The organism is Methylobacterium sp. E-005 (assembly GCF_022829725.1).
In the GTDB taxonomy this organism is placed as follows: Bacteria; Pseudomonadota; Alphaproteobacteria; order Rhizobiales; family Beijerinckiaceae; genus Methylobacterium.
This window is the reverse complement of record NZ_JAKSYG010000209.1, coordinates 95900-115502: the sequence shown is the minus strand read 5'-3', so window position 1 is coordinate 115502 and position 19603 is coordinate 95900. Positions and strand designations below refer to the sequence as shown.

The following is a 19603-nucleotide window of genomic DNA, read 5'->3' as shown; positions in this document are numbered from 1 at the left end:
CCGGCCTTGTTCAACCGCTTCCTCAAGCCCGAGACGCGCTACGCGCGCCGCATGGCCCGAATCGCCCGTTTCGAGCGGCCGATCGCCGGTCCGGGCGACCGGCTGCGGGCCTGGGCCAACATGCTGCTGATGGATCACGGCGTGTTCCGGCTCGCCTATCTCAACCGCCACCGGGTCGGCTCGGGGGCGCTCTGGCGCTCGGCTCAGCCGGGCCCGCACCAGCTCGCCCGGTTCCGGGCCGAGGGCGTGCGCACGATCATCTCGCTGCGCGGCGGGCGCGAGCACGGCTCCTGGCCGCTGCAGCGCGAGGCCTGCGAGCGTCACGGGCTGAAGCTCGTCGAGTTCGTGCTGCGCTCCCGGGAGGCGCCGGACCGGGCGACAATCCTGGCCGCCAAGGCGTTCTTCGCCGGCATCGAGTATCCGGCCGTGATGCACTGCAAGTCGGGCGCCGACCGGGCGGGACTCGCCTCGGCGCTCTATTTGATCCTGCATGAGGGCCGCCCCGTCGCGGAGGCCGCGCGCCAGCTCTCGGCCCGCTACGGCCATCTCCGCTTCGCCAAGACCGGCATCCTCGATGCCTTCTTCGCGCGTTACCGGATCGAGGGCGAGGCGAAGGGGATCGACTTCCTGACCTGGGTCGAGACGATCTACGATCCGGAGGCGCTCAAGCGGGATTTCAGGCCGGGTTTCTGGTCGGATCTGGCGGTCGACCGGGTGCTGCGGCGGGAGTGAAAATTCAAGCTATCGCCGCTACTCCTGGGCCCGCACATAGCTCATCCGCACCGCGTTGATCCGGGTTTGATAACCCGTTCCGGAACTCCGGAAGTGTCGCAGCACCTCCGCGTCGAGTCGAAGCGTGATCTGCTCCTTGACCTCGGGCAGCACAGCATCCGCTTCGTCCCGAAAACCGGCGGGAACCGCGCCGGCATCGGGATCTGTGGCCGCGCGCCGTTCGATCTCCGCATCGCCCATGTCTTTGAAGGCATCGCGGAGCGGTTCGGCCGCCGGCATGTCCTCGAACCCTTCAAACCGGACGGTTGCCCTGCGCGCGGGCTCCGGCTTCTGCGTAGACCTGCCTGTCATGGCGGTTCGCCTTATGCCGAAATAATGCGGATATCGTTGTCGCGTTCGACATAGACGACCCGCAGCACTGCTTCATCGTAGAGCCCCAGGCCGATGAACCGGCGCTCGCCGTCGTCGCGGCGCCTGTCTTCACGAGCCAGCCGGAAACTCCGAAAGCTCTCCGCAGCCTGTCGGAATCCGATGAGATGCTTAGCTCGATTCGCTGCATCCTTATCGGGATCCCACCGAAGGCCCATGCCGAAGCGTGGTTAGAAAAACGTCGTTCCGGTAATGACGGGGCAAGACGTACCGTCCCGCGCCTGTCACTCCGCCGGAGGCCGCGCCGCCTCGCGGAACGGGTGCGCCGGATAGGTGCCGATCACCCGCAATTCGCGGGAGAAGAAGCCCAACTCGTCGAGCGCCCGGGCGAGGCCCGGATCCTCGGGGTGGCCGTCCACCTCCGCGTAGAACTGCGTGGCGGTGAACTCGCCGTCCATCATGTAGCTCTCGAGCTTCGACATGTTGACGCCGTTCGTCGCGAAGCCACCGAGCGCCTTGTAGAGCGCGGCCGGAATGTTGCGCACGCGGAAGACGAAGCTCGTAACGCAAGGTCCCGTCCCCGGCGCCACCGGCTCGGCCTCGGGCGAAAACACCACGAAGCGGGTGGTGTTGTGCGCCTCGTCCTCGACGTCGCGCGCCAGGATGTCGAGCCCGTAGACCTCGGCGGCCAAAGCGGGCGCCAGGGCCGCCCGGCTCGGATCGCCGAGATCCTTGATCTCCCGCGCTGCCCCGGCGGTGTCGCCCGCCACCACCGCCTTCAGCCCGAGGCGCCGGATGATCCGCCGGCACTGGCCGAGGGCGTGGACGTGGCTGTGGACGCTCTTCAGCGCCTCGATCCGCGTGCTCGGCAGCACCATCAGCTGAAAATGGATCGGCAGGAAGTGCTCGGCCACGATGTGCAGCGGCGAGAGCGGGATCAGGTGGTGGATGTCGGCAACGCGGCCCGCGATCGAGTTCTCGATCGGGATCATGGCCCGCTGGGCCCGGCCCTCCGTGACCGCCGCGAAGGCATCCTCGAAGCTGGCACAGGGCAGGGGCGTCCAATCCGGATACGCCTCCGAGCAGATGATGTGTGAGTTGGCTCCGGGTTCGCCCTGATAGGCGATGGTGCGGTCCGTCATGGCCTCGATATTCGTGCGCGCGGTCAGTTCAGGCGCCGGCCCTGGAGCAGGGCGCGGGCGCGCTCCAGGTCGGCGGGGGTGTCGACGCCCAGCGGCAGGTCGTCGACGATCACGGCGTCGATGCGCATGCCGGCCTCCAGCGCCCGGAGCTGCTCCAGCTTCTCCCGCTGCTCCAGTTCGCCCGGCGGCAGGGCAACGAAGCGGCCGAGCGCCGTGCGGCGGTAGGCGTAGAGGCCGATATGATGCCAGAGCGGTCCGTCGCCCCAGGGGGCGCGGGCCCGGGTGAAGTAGAGGGCGCGCAGCCGCCCGGGTCCGACCGCATGACCGACCAGCTTCACCACGTTCGGATTGTCGGCCTCGTGCGGATCGCTGATCGGCGCGCAGAGCGTGACGATGTCGACGGTGCGGTCGGCCAGCGGTAGCACGGAGGCGCCGATGATCGCCGGATCGATGGTCGGCAGATCGCCCTGCACATTGACGACCACGTCGTGGCGCCCTTCCGGATCGACGATCTCCAGCGCCTCGGCGAGCCGGTCGGAACCCGAGGGATGGTCGGAGCGGGTCATCACCGCCAAGCCGCCCGCGGCCTCCACGACCCGGGCGATCTCCTTCGTGTCGGTGGCCACAACTACGGGCCCGATTCCGGCCTCGACCGCCCGGCGCCAGACATGAACGATCATCGCCTCGCCGGCGATGTCGGCCAGCGGCTTGCTGGGCAGGCGGGTCGCCGCAAGGCGCGCCGGAATCAGGACCAGGGGATCGGACATCGCGTTCGAACGAGACGATTCGTGCCGCACGCCCGGAGGAGAGCGGCCGCGCGCGCAGGCGGGCCGGCTGCTTAACAGGCCGGCTCCCGATTGTCGTCCCCTCCGCGTCCTCTGTTCGTCCCCTCGGCGGGGACAGGGCCTCGGCAAAAAGATGCCAGATGGTGACAAGCTTGACGATTCAACGGCACAATTCTGCGCCTGAGCGACGCGGGGGCTCTCGCTGGCATTGTCAGGGACCGTCCGGAACGGCTAAGGCAACCTCGAAATCTTCCAATGTCCGGCGTCCAAGCTCGCTCGCCCGTGATCAGGCGCGCGACGGGTCCGGGCGAGACGCGAGAAGAGCATGAACTCGTTCGAGGTGAACAAGGTCCTGGGCGCAGTCCTCGGCGCTCTTCTGTTCGCGGCCGGATCGGGTTTCGTCGCCGAATTGATCTACCATCCGAAGCCGGCGGGCAAAGCCGGCTACGACCTGCCCGAGCCCCAGCCGGAGGCGGCCGCCGCGGCGCCGGAGGCCAAGGTCGAGCCGATCGCGGTCCGGCTGGCGAGCGCCAATGTCGAGAAGGGCGAGGCCGGTACCAAGGCCTGCCATGCGTGCCACAACTTCGAGAAGGGCGGCCCGAACAAGGTCGGGCCTGACCTCTACGGCGTGGTGGAGCGACCAAAGGGCTCGCATCCGGGCTTCGACTATTCAGCCGGCATGAAGGAGAAGGGCGGTACCTGGACCTACGCGGATCTCGACGAGTTCCTGACGAACCCGAAGGGCTACGTGAAGGGCACCAAGATGGCCTTCGCCGGCATCGCCTCGCCCCAGGAGCGTGCCAACGTCATCGCCTATCTGCGCACGAACGCCGAGACCCCGAAGCCGCTGCCGGCCGTCGAGAAGTCCGAGGCGCCGCCCGCGGCCGCCCCGGCGGCGGCGAAGCCTGAGGACAAGCCGGCCGCCGCACCCGCCGACAAGCCGACCGCTGCGCATCCGGCCGCCTCCAAGCCGTCGGAGGGCAAGGACAGCCCGGCGAAGCCCGCCGATACCAGCACCGCCAAGCCGGTCGAGGAGAAGTCCCCAGGCAGCCCGCGCGCGCCGAGCGAGTCCAGTGATCGCAATGCCCCAGCGCCGCCCGCCGATGCCCATGATGGCGACCAGCAGGGCCAGCCGTCGAGCGTGATCCCCGCCGAGCCGACCGCCCCGACGGCGCCGGCCGCCAAGGAGCCGGCCGCCCAGGCCAACCCCGAGGCGGTGGAGCGGGCCAAGGACCTCAATGTCGGTGTTCCGACCAAGGATCCGAACGCACCGCTTCCGGCCCCGCAGCCGCTTCCGAAGCAGTAGGGACAGGCACGGCCGGGCGCGTGCGCGCGTCCCGGCTCCGCCTGACAGCCGCGTTCCATCGGCATGGCTCCGGGCCCGGCCCTTGCTGTAGGGCGAGGGCGCTCCGGCATCCTGTCGGACTGGAAACCGCGTAGGACCCCTTGGCTGACCGAAGTCCCGAAGTCGCGGAGCGCCGGGCGCCGCTCCCGCTGCTCGTCGCCGTGACCATGACCGGGACGGTGGCGCTGCATATCTTCGTGCCGGCGCTGGCCGCCGTCGCCGTCGATCTCGGCACCAACGCGGCTGGTGCGCAGCTCACCATCACGGTCTACCTGATCGGCCTCGCGGGCGGGCAGCTCCTCTACGGCCCGTTGTCGGACCGCTACGGCCGGCGGCCGGTCCTGATCGGCGGGCTGGGTCTCTACCTCGCCGGGCTGCTGCTCGCGATCCCGGCGCCCAATATCGGCGTGCTGCTGGTGGCGCGGGTGCTCCAGTCGCTCGGGGCCTGCGGCTCCCTGGTGATCGGCCGTGCCATGGTGCGCGACGTCTCGACCCGCGAGGACGCCGCCCGCAAGCTCGCGATCCTCACCACCGCGATGACGCTCACTCCCGCCCTGGCGCCGGCGATCGGCGGTTTGGTCAACGAGGCCTTCGGCTGGCGGGCGGTGTTCGTGGTGCTGGCCGGCCTCGTGGCGGTGCTCGGTGCCCTGGTGCTGTTCACCCTGCCCGAGACCAACCGGCACAAGGTGGCGCTGCCCGGCTTCGTCGCGGTGCTGGCGGGCTATTTCCGGCTCGTGCGGATCCCGGTCTTCCGCGCCTATCTCGTGGCGGGGGCCTGCGGCGGCACAAGCCTCTACGCCTTCCTGGCGGTGGCGCCGTTCCTGCTGGTCGACCGGCTTGGGCGCTCGTCGCAGGAGGTTGGGTTCGATTGCCTGATCGTGGTGTTCGGCATGGTCGGCGGGGCGGTCCTGGCGAGCCGGCTCGCCGCGCGGGTGCCGATCCGGAAAGCCGCGCGGCGTGGCAACCTCCTCTGTATCCTGGCGGCGCTGACGCTGTTGGTGGTGGATCGCACGGGGATGCTCGGCGTCGGCAGCCTGATCGCGCCGCTCTTCGCCTACGCGGTGGGCGTCGGCCTGCTGAGCCCCAATGCGGTGGCGGGGCTGATGAACGTCGATCCGCATGCGGCGGGCTCGGCCAGCAGCCTCTACGGGTTCACGCAGATGACCTTCGGGGCGATCTTCACGGCCGCCGCCTCCGCGTGGCCCGCCACTTCCGCGACGCCGGTGGCGTTGGCACTCCTCTCGGCCGGGCTGATCGCGGCCCTGGCGCTTCGGCGGGCGTGAGGCCCATCCGGGCGCATGACGCGGCCCGGACGACCGTCTCGGAACGGTCTCGGCGGGTTCGGCATTGAGAGGCCCCGACAGGAGGAAAACGCCATGCCGCGCTTACCCATCATCATCCTGGCCACGCTGGCCCTCGGCGGAACCGCCCTCGCGGCCGAGCAGGGTGCCGCCTCGCGGACGCCCGGTCACGAGATGCAGGACCACGGTAGCCGGCCCGGCAGCCCCGGTGCATCCGGCTACGCGCCCGGCCACGAGATGAAGTCCGGCACCTCGGACTCGACCGGCTCGACCTCGCGGATGGGCGGCTCGGGAACCGGAACCTCCGGCACCAGCGGTACCGGCACCCGCCGCTGATCGCCGGCGATCCGCCCCATTGATCGGCCGACCGGTCGGGGCGGTCCGCTAATCCGAGGGGCCGTGCGCTTTGGCGCGCACGGCCTCGACCGGGCCGGAGATGCGTTCGGAAAACCCTGCTTCCAAGTCCAGCCACAGGAGCCGCGCCGGATCGACCGGCCCCGGCAGAGTCAGGCGCCCCGGCGGCACCGGCGTGAAGCCGAACCGGCTGTAATAGGGCCCGTCCCCCACCAGCATTATTAACCCGTCGCCTGCCTGATGCGTCGTCGCGATCGCCGCACGGGTGAGGGTGCCGCCGATGCCGCGGCCTTCGAAACTCGGATCCACCGCGAGCGGGCCCAGCATCACGAAGGGCGTCGCGCCAGTGCGGACCGGTCCCATCCGCACCGAGCCCACCAGAAAGCTGCCGACCCAGGCGGTGACGCCGAGATCGATCCGCTCGGCCGCCCCCTCGCGCAGGCGGTAGGCGGTGCGGGCGAAGCGGCCGGGACCGAAGGCCCGGGCCTGGAGGCGCGCGATGGCGGGGGCATCCTCCGGCCGCTCCGGCCGGACGACGAGGGACAAGGCTGTCACGGTGCGCTCTCGGATCGGACGGCCGCCGCGTAGCAGCGCAGGCCCGGACCCGCAAACCGCCGCGCTATTCGGCGGCCGCCAGGGTAGGCCGGTCACCGCCCTGCGTCAGCCTCAGGAAGCCGATCGCCGACAGCCAGATCACCGCGCCGCAGGCCGAGGCCGCGCCGAGCACCAGCCCGAAGCCGCCGCGATCGTGCAGCAGGGCGATCGCCGGCACCACGAAGCCGCTCGCCGTGAAGCCCACGAAGTAGCGCACGCTGTAGGCCCGGGCCCGATAGGCCGGGGGCACGTAGCGGGCGATCATCGCGTCGTTGATCACCACTTGCCCGTAAATTGCCGTCATGGCGATCACGAGCCCGACGAGCAGCGGCAGGCCGGTGGAGACGGCCGCGATCCCGAGCCCCAGCGGCTGCAGCACCGAGAGCGCCACGAACAAAGCCGGCAGGCTGTAGCGGTCGATCAGGCGGCCCATGGCGAGCTGCATCAGCGCGCCGAACAGGAACACCACCGTGGCGATCGAGCCGGTGAGCGCCAGCGGCAGGGCATGGCCGACGCCCTCGTCGATCACCTTGGGCAGGCTGATCGTCGTCAGGTTGAAGGTCAGGCCGCCCGCGAAGATCGCCAGGGCGAACATCGCCATCAGGGCCCAGGGCCGCGTGACGGGGATCACCGCCGCGCCGCCAGCCTTCTTGCCGCCGCCCTCGCCGTCACCCGGAACCAGCGCCACGAAGGCTGCCCCGCAGGCGAGGCAGATCAGGCCCGGCACCACGAAGGCCGCGCGCCAGCTGATCGTGGCGGCGAGCAGCGCCGTGACGCCGGAGGCCGAGGCCGCGCCGAAATTCCCCCAGACGCCGTTGAGGCCGAGATCGCGGCCGAGCCGCCGGGCGTGGGTCACCAGCATGGCTGAGCCGACCGGATGGTAGATCGCCGAGGCGAGCCCGAGGACGCACAGCCAGAGGGCGAAGGCCAGCGGCGTCGAGGCCGTGGCGACGCCGAGGCACGAGAACCCGTAGCCGAAGAAGAACACCGCCAGCATGGTGCGCCGGCCGAACCGGTCGGCCAGCGAGCCCATTGGCAGGGAGCACAGGCCGAAGGCCACGAAGGCCCCGGTGGCGAGCCCGATCAGCTCGCCGTAGCCGAGCCCGGTCTGGGCCGCGATGGCGATCACCGCGGTCGGGTAGATCAGCAGGACGAAATGATCGAGGGCGTGCGCGACGTTGACGAAGCGCAGGGTGCGGCGGGACAGCGTATCGGAATCCATCGCGGCGTATCCTCCTGGATCGGACCCTGATAGCCTGACCCGATGGAAGTGTCGGGCCGGATATGCATGCGAACGGGCCAAACGCGTCGTCGCCACGCTCCACCGCGGCGGCCGATGACCAAGCGATCCCGCGTCCCATCGCGGTGGTCCGCAAGCCTCTGACGGCGGGGGCCCGGACCGGCCTGCACCACCATATCCGCGCGCAGCTCCTCTACGCCACGGCGGGGCTGATGTCGGCCTCGGCCGAGGACGGCGCCTGGGTCGTGCCGGAGGGCCACGCGCTCTGGATCCCGGCGCGCCTGCCGCACACGACCGTCACCCACGGCTTGGTCGCCCTGTGCACCGCCTATCTCGACCGGACCGCCGTCGCGACGTTCCCGGAGACCTGCCGGGTCATCGCGGTGTCGCCGCTGCTGTCGGCGGCGCTCGTCGCCCTGGCCGAGGAGCCGGTGCTCTACGCGGAAGACGGCCGCGGCGGTCATCTCGCCGCTTTGGTGCTCGACGAGATCGGCCGTGCCCCCGCGACGCCGCTCACGCTGCCGCTGCCGCGGGATCCGCGCCTGCGCCGGGTCTGCCTGGGGATCATCGAAGATCCTGCGTCGGAGGACGATCTCGACGCCTGGGCCGACCGGGCCGGGGCGAGCCGGCGCACGCTGACCCGGGGATTCCGCGCCGAGACCGGCCTGAGCTTCGGTGACTGGCGGGCGCGGGCCCGGGTGATCCGCGCGCTGGCGCTTTCGGCCGAGGGGCGTCCGCCCCGGGCCGTGGCGGCGGCGGTGGGGTATCGGAGCGCGCAGGCCCTGCGCCTGACGGTGGCGCGGGTTCTCGGACCGGCCGGAGCGCGACAGGCGCTCGTGTGAGCCTCGCCGCATGACGCGGGTGTTCTACCTCCCGGCCGGAACCCCCTGGAGAACCCCGGGCATGCTCTACGAACTCACCACGCTGTCCTGCCCGCTTTTGGCCCTGGCCCAGATCTGCGAGCGGGCGCGGGCCTGGGCCGCCGAGGCGGAGGCCGGGACGCTGCTCGGCTGCTGGCGGACGGATATCGGCACGCTCGGACAGGTGATCGTCCTGCGCGGTTTCGATGCGCCCGAGGCGATGACGGCCGAGCGGCGGCGCGCCCTGATGAGCGCCAATCCGTTCCACGGCGGTGACCTGCTGACGGCCATGACCATGGACAGCTACGCGCCGTTCCCCTTCCTGCCGCCGCTCCGGACCGGGGCGCGGGGTGGCGTCTACGAGGTCCGCACCTACCGGCTCCGCCCCGGCGGGCTCGCACCGACGCTGTCGGCCTGGGAGGCGGCGATCGGGCCGGCCAAGGCCTACACCGACCATCTCGTGACCAACCTCTACGCCCTGGATGGGCCGCCGCGGATCACGCACATCTGGGCCTTCGCCAGCCTGGAGGAGCGGGCGCGGCTCCGCGGGGAGGCCTACGCCGCCGGACTCTGGCCGCCGAAGGGCGGGCCGGACCAGATCCTCGCGGCGACCTCGACCATTGCGTTGCCGGATCCGGGCTCGCCCCTGTCGTGATGCAGCCTCAGGTCGCCCGCGCCGAGAAGTCGATGCGCGGGTCGATCCAGACGTAGATCAGGTCCGAGAGCAGGTTCACCGCCAGCCCGAGCAGGGAGAAGATGTAGAGGGTGGCGAACACCACCGGATAGTCCCGGCCCACGATCGCCCGGAACGACAGTTCCCCGAGCCCGTCGAGCGAAAAGATCGTCTCGATCAAGAGCGAGCCGGTGAAGAAGGCCGAGATGAAGGCCCCCGGAAAACCCGCGATCACGATCAGCATGGCGTTGCGGAACACGTGGCCGTAGAGCACGCGGCGCTCGGATAGGCCCTTCATCCGCGCGGTCAGCACGTATTGCTTGCGGATCTCGTCGAGGAACGAGTTCTTGGTGAGCAGCGTCGAGGTCGCGAAGGCGCCGATCACCAGGGCGGTCAGCGGCAGCACCATGTGCCAAGCATAGTCGGTCACCTTGTGCCAGATCGAAAAGCCCTCCCAGCCCTCGCTGGTCAGGCCGCGCAGCGGAAACCATTGGTAGAACGAGCCGCCCGCGAACAGGATGATCAGCATCAGCCCGAACATGAAGCCCGGGATCGCGTAGCCGATGATCACCACGAAGGAGGTCCAGCGGTCGAAGCGCTCACCGTCCTTCACGGCCTTGCGAATGCCGAGCGGGATCGAGATCGCGTAGGACAGGAGCGTCATCCAGAGCCCCAGTGAGATCGAGACCGGCAGGCGCTCCTTGATGATTTGGATCACCGTCACGTCGCGAAAGTAGCTGCGGCCGAAATCGAAGCGGGCATAGTCCCAGATCATCTTGGCGAAGCGCTCGGGTGCCGGCTTGTCGAAGCCGTACTGCCTCTCCAGCTTGGCGATGAATTCCGGGCTCAAGCCTTGCGCGCCGCGATACCGGGAGTTCGCTGCGCCCCCACCGCCCGAGGGCCGGCCGCCGCCGCCGAGATCGCCGCCGCCCCCGGACACGCGGGACATCGCCCCGTCGCGCTGGCCCTGAAGCTGCGACAGCACCCGCTCCACCGGGCCGCCGGGGGCGAACTGAATGATCGTGAAGGTCATCAGCATGATCCCCAGCAGGGTCGGGATCATGAGGCCGATGCGGCGCAGGATGTAGGTGATCATCGCGTCAGTCCCGCCCGATCCGCTTCGCCTTGTCGGCGTCGAACCACCAGGTTCCCGGCGCACCGAGGTCGTATCTCGGTGGGGTCTCCGGGCGGCCGTAGACGTCCCACAGGGCGAGGCGGTGGGTCGAGCCATACCACATCGGCACCCAGTAGCGCCCGGCGCGCAGCACCCGGTCGAGGGCCCGGCACGCGGTGGTCAGGTCCGCCCGGGACTTGGCGTCCGCGATGGCGGTGAGCAGGGCGTCGATGGCCGGGCTCGCGATCCCCGACAGGTTGTTGGAGCCCGTGGTTGCGGCCGCCCGGGAGCCGTAGGTCTCGCGCAGCTCCGCGCCGGGCGTCAGGCCGCTGCTGTAGCGGCGCGGCGAGACATCGAAGTCGAAATCCTTGAGCCGCGTCTGGTATTGCGCGGGATCGACCACGCGCAGGCTCGCCTTGATGCCGAGCAGCCCGAGGTTGCGGATGAACGGCTGCGTCACCGCGTCGAAGACCGGGTCGTCGTCCAGGAATTCGATCGTCAGCGCGCGCCCGCCGGGCAGGACGAGGCTGCCGCCCTGGCGGGTGCAGCCGGCTTCGCGCAGCAGCGCGTCGGCCCGCTTGAGCAGGGCTCGGTCCTGGCCGGACCCGTCCGAGACCGGCGGCGTCCAGGCCTCGCCGAACACCTCGGACGGCAGATCTTTGAATGGTTCCAGCAGGGCGATTTCTGCGGCCGAGGGTTTTCCCGTCGCCTTGAGGTCGGAATTCTCGAAGAACGAGGCCGTGCGGGTATAGGCGCCGTACATCAGGTTCTTGTTCGACCACTCGAAGTCGAAGCACAGCCCGATCGCCTCGCGCACCCGGGGATCGCGGAAGGCCTCCCGGCGGGTGTTGATCCACCAGCCCTGCGTGCCGCTCGGCCGGGCGTCCGGCACCGTCTCGCGCGTAACGCGGCCCTCCTTGAGCGCCGGGAAATCGTAGCCGGTGGCCCAGACCCGGGCGGTGAATTCCTCCCGGAACGTGAAGGCCCCGCTCTTGAACGCCTCGAACGCCACGGTGCGATCGCGGAAATACTCGTAGCGGATCGCGTCGAAGTTGTTCTGGCCGACATTCACCGGCAGGTCAGCCGCCCAGTAATCCGGCACCCGCTCAAAGCCGATGGAGCGGCCGACATCGACCGTGCCGACCCGGTAGGGGCCGGAGCCCAGCGGCGGCTCCAGGGTCGAGGCCTCGAAGTCGCGGGCGCCGTAATAGGCGGCGGAGAAGATCGGCAGCTGCGTCACGAACAGCGGGAGGTCCCGGGCGCGGCCGGCGGCGAAGGTCACGACGAGCCGCGCGTCGTCTTCCGCCCGGGCGTCCGTCATGGGGCGGATCACCTCGGCAATCTCCGGGTGACCCTGGTCGCGCAGGAGCTTGAGGCTGAAGGCGGCATCCCGGGCGGTCAGCCGGGAGCCGTCGTGGAACCGGGCCTGCGGGCGCAGCAGGAACGTGTAGGTCAACCCGTCCGGGCTCACCGTGACGGCGCGCGCCACAAGCCCGTAGACCGCGTCCGGCTCGTCGAGGGCCCGGACCATCAGGCTGTCGAAGGTGAGGCTCATCCCGGCGGCGCCCTCGCCACGCAGCACGTAGATGTTGAGCGTGTTGAACGTGTTGAACGCCTGATTGCCGGTCGTGCCGGCGAGCTGGGCGGAGAAACGGCCCCCGCGCGGCGCCATCGGGTTCACGTAATCGAACCGCTCGAAGGTCGGGGGATATTTGAGTTCGCCGAAGCTGGAGAGGCCGTGGCGCTCCCCGTCCACCGCCCAGCCCGGCCGAATAGCCGCGAGGGCGGCACCGCCGAGGACGATCCCGCGCCGGGTCGGCGTCCAGAGGCGACCCGTCAACGGGGCGCCCCGGTCTTGGCCGCGAGCGCCTTGTCGTACCACCACGTCGTCGGGAAGCCGGAGCTGGCATAGAGCGGCAGGATTGCCGGGTGGTTGAAGCGGTTCCAGCGCAACGTCCGCTGCTGGTTGGAGGACCATTGCGGCACGACGTAATCGTGGGCGAGCAGCACCCGGTCGAGCGCATGGGTGGCCGCGATGACGGCGGGCCGGTCCTTCGCAAAAATCACCTTCTCGATCAGGGCGTCGATGCCGGGATCCTTGATGCCGATCAGGTTGCGCGAGCCGGGACTGTCGGCCGCCTTCGAGCCCCAATACTCGCGCTGCTCGTTGCCGGGCGAGAGCGACTCACCCCAGTTCGTCGTGGTGATGTCGAAGTCGAAGTTGCGGATGCGGTTCTGGTACTGCGCCGGATCGATCACCCGCAGGGTCGCGTCGATCCCGATCACCTTCAGCGAGGCCGAGAACGGCAGGATCACCCGCTCGAAGGTGTTCTGGAATTCCAGGAACTCGACGGTGAGCGGCTCGCCGGTCGCCTTGTTGACCATCTTCCCGCCGCGCAGCTCGTAGCCCGCGTCCCGCAGCAGGCCGACCGCCTCGCGCAGGTTTTTGCGCACGGCTTCGGGGCTGTCATTGACGGGGTTGGTGTAGGGCGTGGTGAAGACCGAAGCCGGGATCTTGTCCTTCACGCTCTCAAGGATCGCCTTCTCGTCGCCCTCCGGCAGGCCGGAGGAGGCCAGCTCCGAGCCGAAGAAGTAGGAGTTGATCCGGTTGTAGAGCCCGTAGAACAGGGCCTTGTTCATCTCCTCGTAGTTCATCGCGAGGTTGAAGGCCCGGCGGACGCGCGGGTCCTTGAACTTGTCTTTGCGGGTGTTGAACGCGAAGGCCTGCATGATGCCCATGCCGCGGTCGGGGAAGGCCTCCTTGATCAGGCGCCCTTCCTTCACGGCCGGGAAATCGTCGTAGGCCGTGGCCCAGTTCCGGGCGATGTTCTCGACGCGGAAATCGTAGAGGTCGCCCTTCAGGGCCTCGACCAGGACGGTGCCGTCGCGGAAATACTCGTAGCGCTCGGTGTCGAAGTTGTACTGCCCGGCATTGGCCGGCAGGTCCTTGCCCCAGTAGTCGGGCACGCGCTCGTAGGTGGTGCTGCGGCCGGGATCGAACTTCGCCAGCCGGTAGGGGCCGGAGCCGAGCGGCGGCTCGAGGGTCGTCTCGGTGGGGTTGCGTTGCTTGCCGTTGGCGTCCTTGGCCATCCACCAGTGCTTGGGCAGGATGCGCAATTGCCCGATCACCTGCGGCAACTCGCGGTTGCCTTTCTCCGTGAAGGTGAAGGTCACCTCGTGCGGCCCGGTCGCCTCGGCCTTCGACACCGTGTGGTAGTAGGCGGCGTAGAACGGGCTGTTGGCCTTCAGGATGTCGAAGGACCAGACGACGTCCTCGGGGGTGATCGGCTTTCCGTCGTGCCAGCGGGCGTTCTCGCGCAGGCGGTAAGAGACCGAGCCGAGATCCGGCGCGACCCGCACCGCCTCGGCGATCAGGCCGTAGGAGGTGAACGGCTCGTCGGAGGATTGGGTCATCAGCGGATCGTAGATCTGCTGGATGCCGTTCTCGAGGTCGCCCTTCAGGCCGGAGACGACGATGTTGAAGTTGTCGAACCCGCCCTGGGCGCCGAGGCGCACCATGCCGCCCTTGGGAGCGGCCGGGTCGGCATAGTCGAAATGCTTGAAGTCGGGGCCGTATTTCGGCTGGCCCATCAGCGTGAGCGCGTGGACCCACTGGCCGGTGGCGGCGGGCATCGACGGCGGATCGGACGGCATCGCGGCCGGTTCCTGCGCACGGGCCGGGGCGAGATGCAGGCAGGCGACGAGGAGCGTCGCGGCGAGGAGGCGTCCGGTCACGGTCTGCGCTGTCACGGGCAGGCTGTCTCCGTTGTGTGGGTTCGCGCGGGGCGCGGGGGGTTGCGGAGGTTCATAGGCTGGGCGAGCCGCGCGCGTCGAGCGCGCTCGCGCACGGACCGTGGTCCAGAAACGAGGCGCGGGATTTCCCTCCCCCGCAGAGGGGGGAGGGAGACGCGCGGTGAGAACCCCTCACGCGGCCCGGCCCCGTCTTCCCTCCACCAGCCACATCGCCAGCAGGGCGGCAGCCAGGGCCGCGAGGGCCGCGAGGCCCAGCGCCAGCGGGTAGACCTCCACGCCGCGGATATTGGCGCTGTCGCTCGGCCGGAAACCGATCCAATCTGCTCCCGAGAGCCGCCCACCGCGCACCACCGCGAGCCGCGGCACGTCGATGGCGCCCCCCGACCCGGCAATCCGGCGGATCGATCCCCCCGACCCGTCCGCCACAGCCTTCAGGCGGTCGGTATCGCTGAACACGTCGGCGAGTTCGCGGGGATTGGCCGGGCCGACGCTCACGAAGGCCACGAGGTTGCCGGACCGCAGCGTGTGCAGGCCGAGGCTTTCGGCGTCGAAGGTCGCGGTGAAGAGGCCCGGCTCCTTGGGCTTGAGCGTCAGCGTCGTCACCTTGCCGGTCGGCCCGGTGACGGTGACCGGCTCGGCCTGATCCGCCATGGTCTGGCGCTCCACCCGGACCTCCCGGCCGCGGCCAGTGGTCTGGGCGCGCAAGGCTTCCTCCTCGAGGGCCGGCTCCTTCATCAGCCAGTGGCCGAGGCGGCGCAGCAGGTCGAGATAGGGGCCGCCCTCCTGGTAGCCCCGCGCCCAGAGCCAGGCTTGGTCCGACAGGAGCAGGGCGACCCGGCCCTTCTCCTCCCGGGACAGGGCAAGCAACGGTAGCCCCTCGGCCCCCGACAGGATCGGCTGGATGCCCGCCCGGGTCCGGGCCTCGACGATGCGCACCCAGTCGCCCCAAGCGGGCGGATTGGCATCCGAGCCCGGCAGGTCGCGGGTCACCGGGTGGCGCTGGCCGACCTGGGTCGGCGTCGCCTTGTAGGGCTTTTCCACGACCCGCCCGTCCGGATCGCCCGGCAGGATGCCGGCGAGTCGGGTGCGGGCGAGGCTCGCCGGGCCGGCGAATTCGGGGCCGGCGGCGATCAGCAGGGCGCCGCCCTCGCGGACGTAGCGGACGATGTTGTCGAAATAGGCCTGCGGCAGCACGCTCTGGTTGGCGTAGCGGTCGAAGATGATCAGGTCGAAGTCCTTGATCTTCTGGACGAACAGCTCGCGCGTCGGGAAGGCGATCAGGGAGAGTTCGGAAATCGGCGTGCCGTCCTGCTTCTCCGGGGGGCGCAGGATGGTGAAGTGGACGAGATCGACGTTGGCGTCGGACTTCAGCAGGTTGCGCCACGTCCGCTCGCCCTGGTGCGGCTCGCCCGAGACCAGCAGCACGCGCAGCTTCTCGCGGATGCCCTCGATCGGCAGCACCGCGCGGTTGTTGACGGTGGTGAGTTCGCCCGGCAGCGGCTCGACCTCGATCTCCACCACGTTCGGGCCGCCATGCTCGATCCGGGTGGTCAGCGAGAACGGCTTGTCGGTGGCGACATCCCGCCGGCCGATCTCCTCGCCGTCGCGGCGCATGGTGACGACCGCGTGGCCGGTGCCGCCGCGCTCCATCACCTCGGCCCGGATCGTCAGGTCCTTGCCGACGATGCCGAAGCGGGGGGCTTCCAGCAGCTTGATCTGCCGGTCACGCTCGTCGGGATGGCCGGTGACGAGGACGTGGAGCGGTGCCTTGATGCCGAGCTGGGCCATCGAGGCCGGGATGTCGTGGACCACGCCATCCGTGAGCATCACGATGCCGGCGAGCCGCTCCGGCGGGACGTCGGCCAGCGCCTGGCCCAACGCCGTGAACAGCTTGGTGCCGTCATCGCCCTCCTTGGCGTCGGGCACGTCGATGAATCGGGTCTCGATGTTGGCGAGCGCCCCGAAGCGACGCTGCAGCTCGGCACGGACCGCGTCGGTCATCTGCGGCCGGTCGCCGAGCTGCTGGGAGCCCGAACGGTCGACCACGATGGCGGCGATGTCCTTCACGGGCTCGCGGTCCTCGTGAACCAGGGCCGGGTTGGTCAGCGCCGCCAGCACCAGGGCGAGGACGAGGACGCGCAGCAGCGCGGTGCGGCCGCGCGCCAGCACGGCGAACACCGCCAGGACGGCGACGATCACCCCCAGTACGGCGATGGCCGCCCACGGGAGGAGGGGGGTGAAGCTGAGGCTCAGCATGGGGCGGAGCGCTCCGGATCCGTGATGCGACGTCTCCCTCCCCCCTCACTGGGGGAGGGTGGCCCCTGCGTCAGCAGGGGTCGGGTCGGGACGAAGTCCCGCAAGGGGGAAGCGACGTTTCCAGACAGGGCGCGGCCGGCATGAAGGACTCTACCCTGTCCTGCACCGTTGCTCCCCGCTCCCCCCCTGCTGCGCAGGGTACCCTCCCCCGCAGAGGGGGGAGGGGGGGCGGTGCTGTGCAGGTCGTCACGGAAAACAATCACTGCCCCAGCCGCTCCAGTAGCGCGGGCACGTGCACCTGATCTGCCTTGTAGTTGCCGGTGAGCGTGTACATCACGATGTTCACGCCCCCACGGAACGCCATCTCGCGCTGGCGCTGGTCGCCGCCCACCACCGGGTAGAGCGGCTCGCCCCGGCGGCCGATCGCCCAGGCGGCGGCGAGGTCGTTGCCGGTGATGATGATCGGGCTCACCCCGTCGCCGGCCCGGGCCGGGCGGCGCTCGGCGCCCTCGGCGGCGGGCGGCAGGGCCTCGACCCAGGTCTGGCCGGTGGCGTAGCGGCCCGGGAAGCTGTCCACGAGGTAGAACGCCTTGGTCAGCACGTGGTCGAGCGGTACCGGCTCCAGCTCCGGCACCTCCAGCGTCGCCAGCATGGTGCGCAGATACGTGGCTTCCGGGGTCGGCGGGCCGCCCGGCCGGGCGGTCAGCGCGTCGCGGGTGTCGAACAGGATGGTGCCGCCGTTGCGCATGAAGGCGTCGATCTTGCGGATCGCGGTCTCGGACGGCTGCGGCCGGTTCGGCGCGATCGGCCAGTAGATCAGCGGGTAGAAGGCCAGCTCGTCCTTGGCGGGGTCGATGCCGGCGGGTTCCCCCGGCTCGAGGGCCGTGCGGGAGGCCAGCATCTGGGTCAGGCCGGTGAGGCCGGTGCGGCTCGCCTCGTCGACGGCGGCGTCACCCGTGATGATGTAGGCAAGCCGCGTGACGAGGGCGGATTCGAAGCCGTTCGGCCGGTTGGCCGGCGGCTGGGCCTCCTCGGCGCGGACGGGCGAGGCCGGCAGGGTCGCCAGCAGGACGAGTCCCACGAGCGCCAGCAAAGCTGGCCGCCCGCGCAGACGGGCCGCGAGGCCGCCGCGGCGCAGGAAGCCGCCGAGCCACAGCCCCGCCAGGGTGTCGAGGGCCAGCAGCAGCAGCGCCAGGGTGAACAGGCTCGGGCGCAGATCGACGGTCTCGGCTCCGGCAAGCGATTCGAACCGGGCGCCGTTGAGGGCGGCCATGTCCAGGGGCTTCAGCCTGTCATCGGGCTTGAGGGCGTTCACGCTGATGCCTCCGTCCGGCGGGCCATAGAAGCCCGGCGGGTGCTCCAGGGTCGCCCGGTCGGCGTAATCGGCCGACACCGCCGTGGCCGAGGCCGGGGGCGAGCCGAGCGCCCCGAACCCGTTTAGCGTCACCCGCGGGGCGAGCACCGGGGCGGCCGCCCGCGAAGCCTCGCCCTGGATCGGGGCCGACGCGCCGGCCAGCGCCACGACCCGCCGGAGCATGTCGATGAACAATCCGGAGAGCGGCAGGTTCGACCACGTCGTGTCGGCGGTGACGTGGAACAGCACGATCGTGCCCTGGCCGCGCTTCTGCGCCGTGACGATCGGCGTGCCGTCCTGAAGGGAGGCCCAGGTCCGGTTCGGCAGGTCGCCGTCGGGCTCAGCCAGGATCTGGCGGCGCACGCCGATATCGGCCGGCGGCGTCAGCCCCGCGAAGGGGCTCTCGGGCGGGAAGGGCGCGAGGGTCTTCGGGCTGTCCCAGGACAGGGTGCCGCCGAGCGTTCGGCCGCCCCGGCGCAGGCGCACCGGCACCAGCGGGTCGTTGCCGGCGGCGAGCCGCGGGCCGGCGAAGCGCAGGAGCATCCCGCCGTCCTTCACGAAGCTCTCGATCCGGGCGGTGGTCTTCTCGTCCAGCGCGCCGACATCGGCCAGCACGAGCACCGAGACCTGATTGTCGAGGAGTTGGTTGATCGATTCCGCCGTGCCCTTGGCGCCGCGGGGCTCCTGCACGTCAGCGAAGGGCGCGAGTGCCCGGGACAGGTAGTAGGTCGGCGCCAGCAGGGGCTGGGCCTGATCGAGGGTCCCGCCGAACACGAGGCCGACCCGGCGGCGCTTGCCGCGCTCGTCCTGCAGCACAACGGCTCCGGCCGAGCGCTCGCCCGCGATCTCCAGCCGGCTGATGCTGTTGCGCAGCTCGACCGGCAGCTCGAAGGTCGATTCCGTCTCGGTGGCATCCCCCGCGAGGGCGAAGTCCCGCTCGGCGAGCGGCAGGCCCTTCTGGTCGAGTGCCCGGATCACGCCGGTATCGCGCCCGTTCGGGCCCGCCCGCAGGACGTGAGTGACGAGCTTGCCGGCAGTCTCGGTGGCGGTGAGCGCCAGGGCCGGCGGCCGCTCGGCCCGCAGCACGGTGAGCGCCGCACCCTTGTCGCCCGCGAGGTCGGCGAGACCCTTGACGAAGCGCGTGTCCTCCGCGCCGGCGACGCCGTCGCTGACCCAGACGAGGCCGGCGCCGCGGTTCTTGTCCAAGAAGGTCTCGATCGACGCGAGATGCGCGTCGCGGGAGGGCAGGATCGGGCGGGGCGCGAGGGCGCGCAGGCGCTCCAGGGCTGCGGCCGGGGTCTTCGCCTCGAAGGCAGCGGGCGCGTCGGCGAGGCCGATCACCGCGACCGGGCGGCCGTCGCGGGCCGCGCCCTCCACGGCGTCGGTGGCGACCCGAAGCCGGTCGCGCCAGTCGTGGGCTGCCGGAAATCCGTTGTCGAGCAGGACCAGCAGGGTGCTGCGACCGCCCCCGGCCCCGATGCCGCCGGCATTCCAGACGGGACCCGCCACCGCCAGGATCAGCGCCGCAGCGATCAGCAGCCGCAGGATCAGCAGCCAGGGCGGCGTGCGCGCCGGGGTCTGCCGCTGCGGGATCAGGTCGGCGACGAGCTTGAGCGGCGGGAAGTTGATCCGGCGCGGGCGCGGCGGGGTCACCCGCAGCAGGAACCACAGGGCCGGCAGGCCAATCAGGGCGGCGAGCGCCAGCGGGGCGGCGAAGGTCAGACCCAGCAT

The 19603-nt window shown here is 70.6% G+C and carries 17 protein-coding genes; 6 read left to right on the top strand and 11 right to left on the bottom strand.

What is annotated here, in order from left to right; all coding sequences use genetic code 11:
• Positions 1–6: 6 nt before the first annotated feature.
• Positions 7–732, top strand: a complete 726-nt coding sequence (locus MKK88_RS24695; RefSeq protein WP_244004458.1) for a tyrosine-protein phosphatase — start codon at positions 7–9, stop codon at positions 730–732.
• Positions 733–750: 18 nt separating this feature from the next.
• Here MKK88_RS24695 and MKK88_RS24690 read toward each other — a convergent pair whose 3' ends face one another.
• From MKK88_RS24690 to MKK88_RS24675, 4 genes are all read right to left on the bottom strand, one after another.
• Positions 751–1011 carry a BrnA antitoxin family protein gene (locus tag MKK88_RS24690; RefSeq protein WP_244004456.1) on the bottom strand — a complete coding sequence of 87 codons (261 nt, stop codon included), beginning with the start codon at positions 1009–1011 and terminating at the stop codon, positions 751–753.
• An 83-nt stretch (positions 1012–1094) separates the two neighbouring features.
• Positions 1095–1319 carry a BrnT family toxin gene (locus tag MKK88_RS24685; RefSeq protein WP_244004454.1) on the bottom strand — a complete coding sequence of 75 codons (225 nt, stop codon included), beginning with the start codon at positions 1317–1319 and terminating at the stop codon, positions 1095–1097.
• Between the two features lie 66 nt (positions 1320–1385).
• Positions 1386–2243, bottom strand: a complete 858-nt coding sequence (locus MKK88_RS24680; protein ID WP_244004452.1) for a prephenate dehydratase — start codon at positions 2241–2243, stop codon at positions 1386–1388.
• 23 nt (positions 2244–2266) lie between these two features.
• The gene (locus tag MKK88_RS24675; RefSeq protein WP_244004450.1) at positions 2267–3010 is read right to left on the bottom strand and encodes a 3-deoxy-manno-octulosonate cytidylyltransferase; all 744 of its coding nucleotides are present in this window, start codon (positions 3008–3010) and stop codon (positions 2267–2269) included.
• 343 nt (positions 3011–3353) lie between these two features.
• On the opposite strand from MKK88_RS24675, the gene MKK88_RS24670 reads away from it, so the two are divergent.
• The 3 genes from MKK88_RS24670 (at position 3354) to MKK88_RS24660 (ending at position 6010) form a co-directional block, all read left to right on the top strand.
• The gene (locus tag MKK88_RS24670) at positions 3354–4334 is read left to right on the top strand and encodes a c-type cytochrome (RefSeq protein ID WP_244004448.1); all 981 of its coding nucleotides are present in this window, start codon (positions 3354–3356) and stop codon (positions 4332–4334) included.
• Positions 4335–4474: 140 nt separating this feature from the next.
• Positions 4475–5656: a multidrug effflux MFS transporter gene (locus tag MKK88_RS24665; RefSeq protein WP_279602511.1), complete on the top strand. Its 1182-nt coding sequence runs from the start codon at positions 4475–4477 to the stop codon at positions 5654–5656.
• Between the two features lie 93 nt (positions 5657–5749).
• Positions 5750–6010 carry a hypothetical protein gene (locus MKK88_RS24660; protein ID WP_244004446.1) on the top strand — a complete coding sequence of 87 codons (261 nt, stop codon included), beginning with the start codon at positions 5750–5752 and terminating at the stop codon, positions 6008–6010.
• A 48-nt stretch (positions 6011–6058) separates the two neighbouring features.
• Here the strand turns inward: MKK88_RS24660 and MKK88_RS24655 are convergent, their stop codons facing one another.
• Both MKK88_RS24655 and MKK88_RS24650 read right to left on the bottom strand, forming a co-directional pair.
• Positions 6059–6583 carry a GNAT family N-acetyltransferase gene (locus MKK88_RS24655; protein WP_244004444.1) on the bottom strand — a complete coding sequence of 175 codons (525 nt, stop codon included), beginning with the start codon at positions 6581–6583 and terminating at the stop codon, positions 6059–6061.
• 64 nt (positions 6584–6647) lie between these two features.
• Positions 6648–7844: an MFS transporter gene (locus MKK88_RS24650; protein WP_244004442.1), complete on the bottom strand. Its 1197-nt coding sequence runs from the start codon at positions 7842–7844 to the stop codon at positions 6648–6650.
• A 62-nt stretch (positions 7845–7906) separates the two neighbouring features.
• Between MKK88_RS24650 and MKK88_RS24645 the strand changes: the two genes are divergently transcribed.
• Entirely contained in the window at positions 7907–8704 is a 798-nt protein-coding gene (locus MKK88_RS24645; protein ID WP_244004440.1) for an AraC family transcriptional regulator, read from the top strand.
• Between the two features lie 61 nt (positions 8705–8765).
• Entirely contained in the window at positions 8766–9377 is a 612-nt protein-coding gene (locus tag MKK88_RS24640; protein ID WP_244004438.1) for an NIPSNAP family protein, read from the top strand.
• A 7-nt stretch (positions 9378–9384) separates the two neighbouring features.
• On the opposite strand, the gene MKK88_RS24635 is transcribed toward MKK88_RS24640, so the two are convergent.
• From MKK88_RS24635 to MKK88_RS24615, 5 genes are all read right to left on the bottom strand, one after another.
• Positions 9385–10491, bottom strand: coding sequence for a microcin C ABC transporter permease YejB (locus MKK88_RS24635; protein WP_244004436.1), 1107 nt, complete (start codon positions 10489–10491; stop codon positions 9385–9387).
• Positions 10492–10495: 4 nt separating this feature from the next.
• Entirely contained in the window at positions 10496–12349 is a 1854-nt protein-coding gene (locus MKK88_RS24630; RefSeq protein ID WP_244004434.1) for an extracellular solute-binding protein, read from the bottom strand.
• Positions 12346–14259: an extracellular solute-binding protein gene (locus tag MKK88_RS24625; protein ID WP_409566702.1), complete on the bottom strand. Its 1914-nt coding sequence runs from the start codon at positions 14257–14259 to the stop codon at positions 12346–12348. Before MKK88_RS24625 ends, MKK88_RS24630 begins: the two co-directional genes overlap by 4 nt.
• A gap of 174 nt (positions 14260–14433) precedes the next feature.
• On the bottom strand, positions 14434–16518 hold the full coding sequence (locus MKK88_RS24620) for a hypothetical protein (RefSeq protein WP_244004432.1): 2085 nt from the start codon (positions 16516–16518) through the stop codon (positions 14434–14436).
• A 259-nt stretch (positions 16519–16777) separates the two neighbouring features.
• Positions 16778–19603 (bottom strand): DUF4159 domain-containing protein, encoded by a 2826-nt coding sequence (locus tag MKK88_RS24615; protein ID WP_244004430.1) that lies wholly within the window; start codon positions 19601–19603, stop codon positions 16778–16780.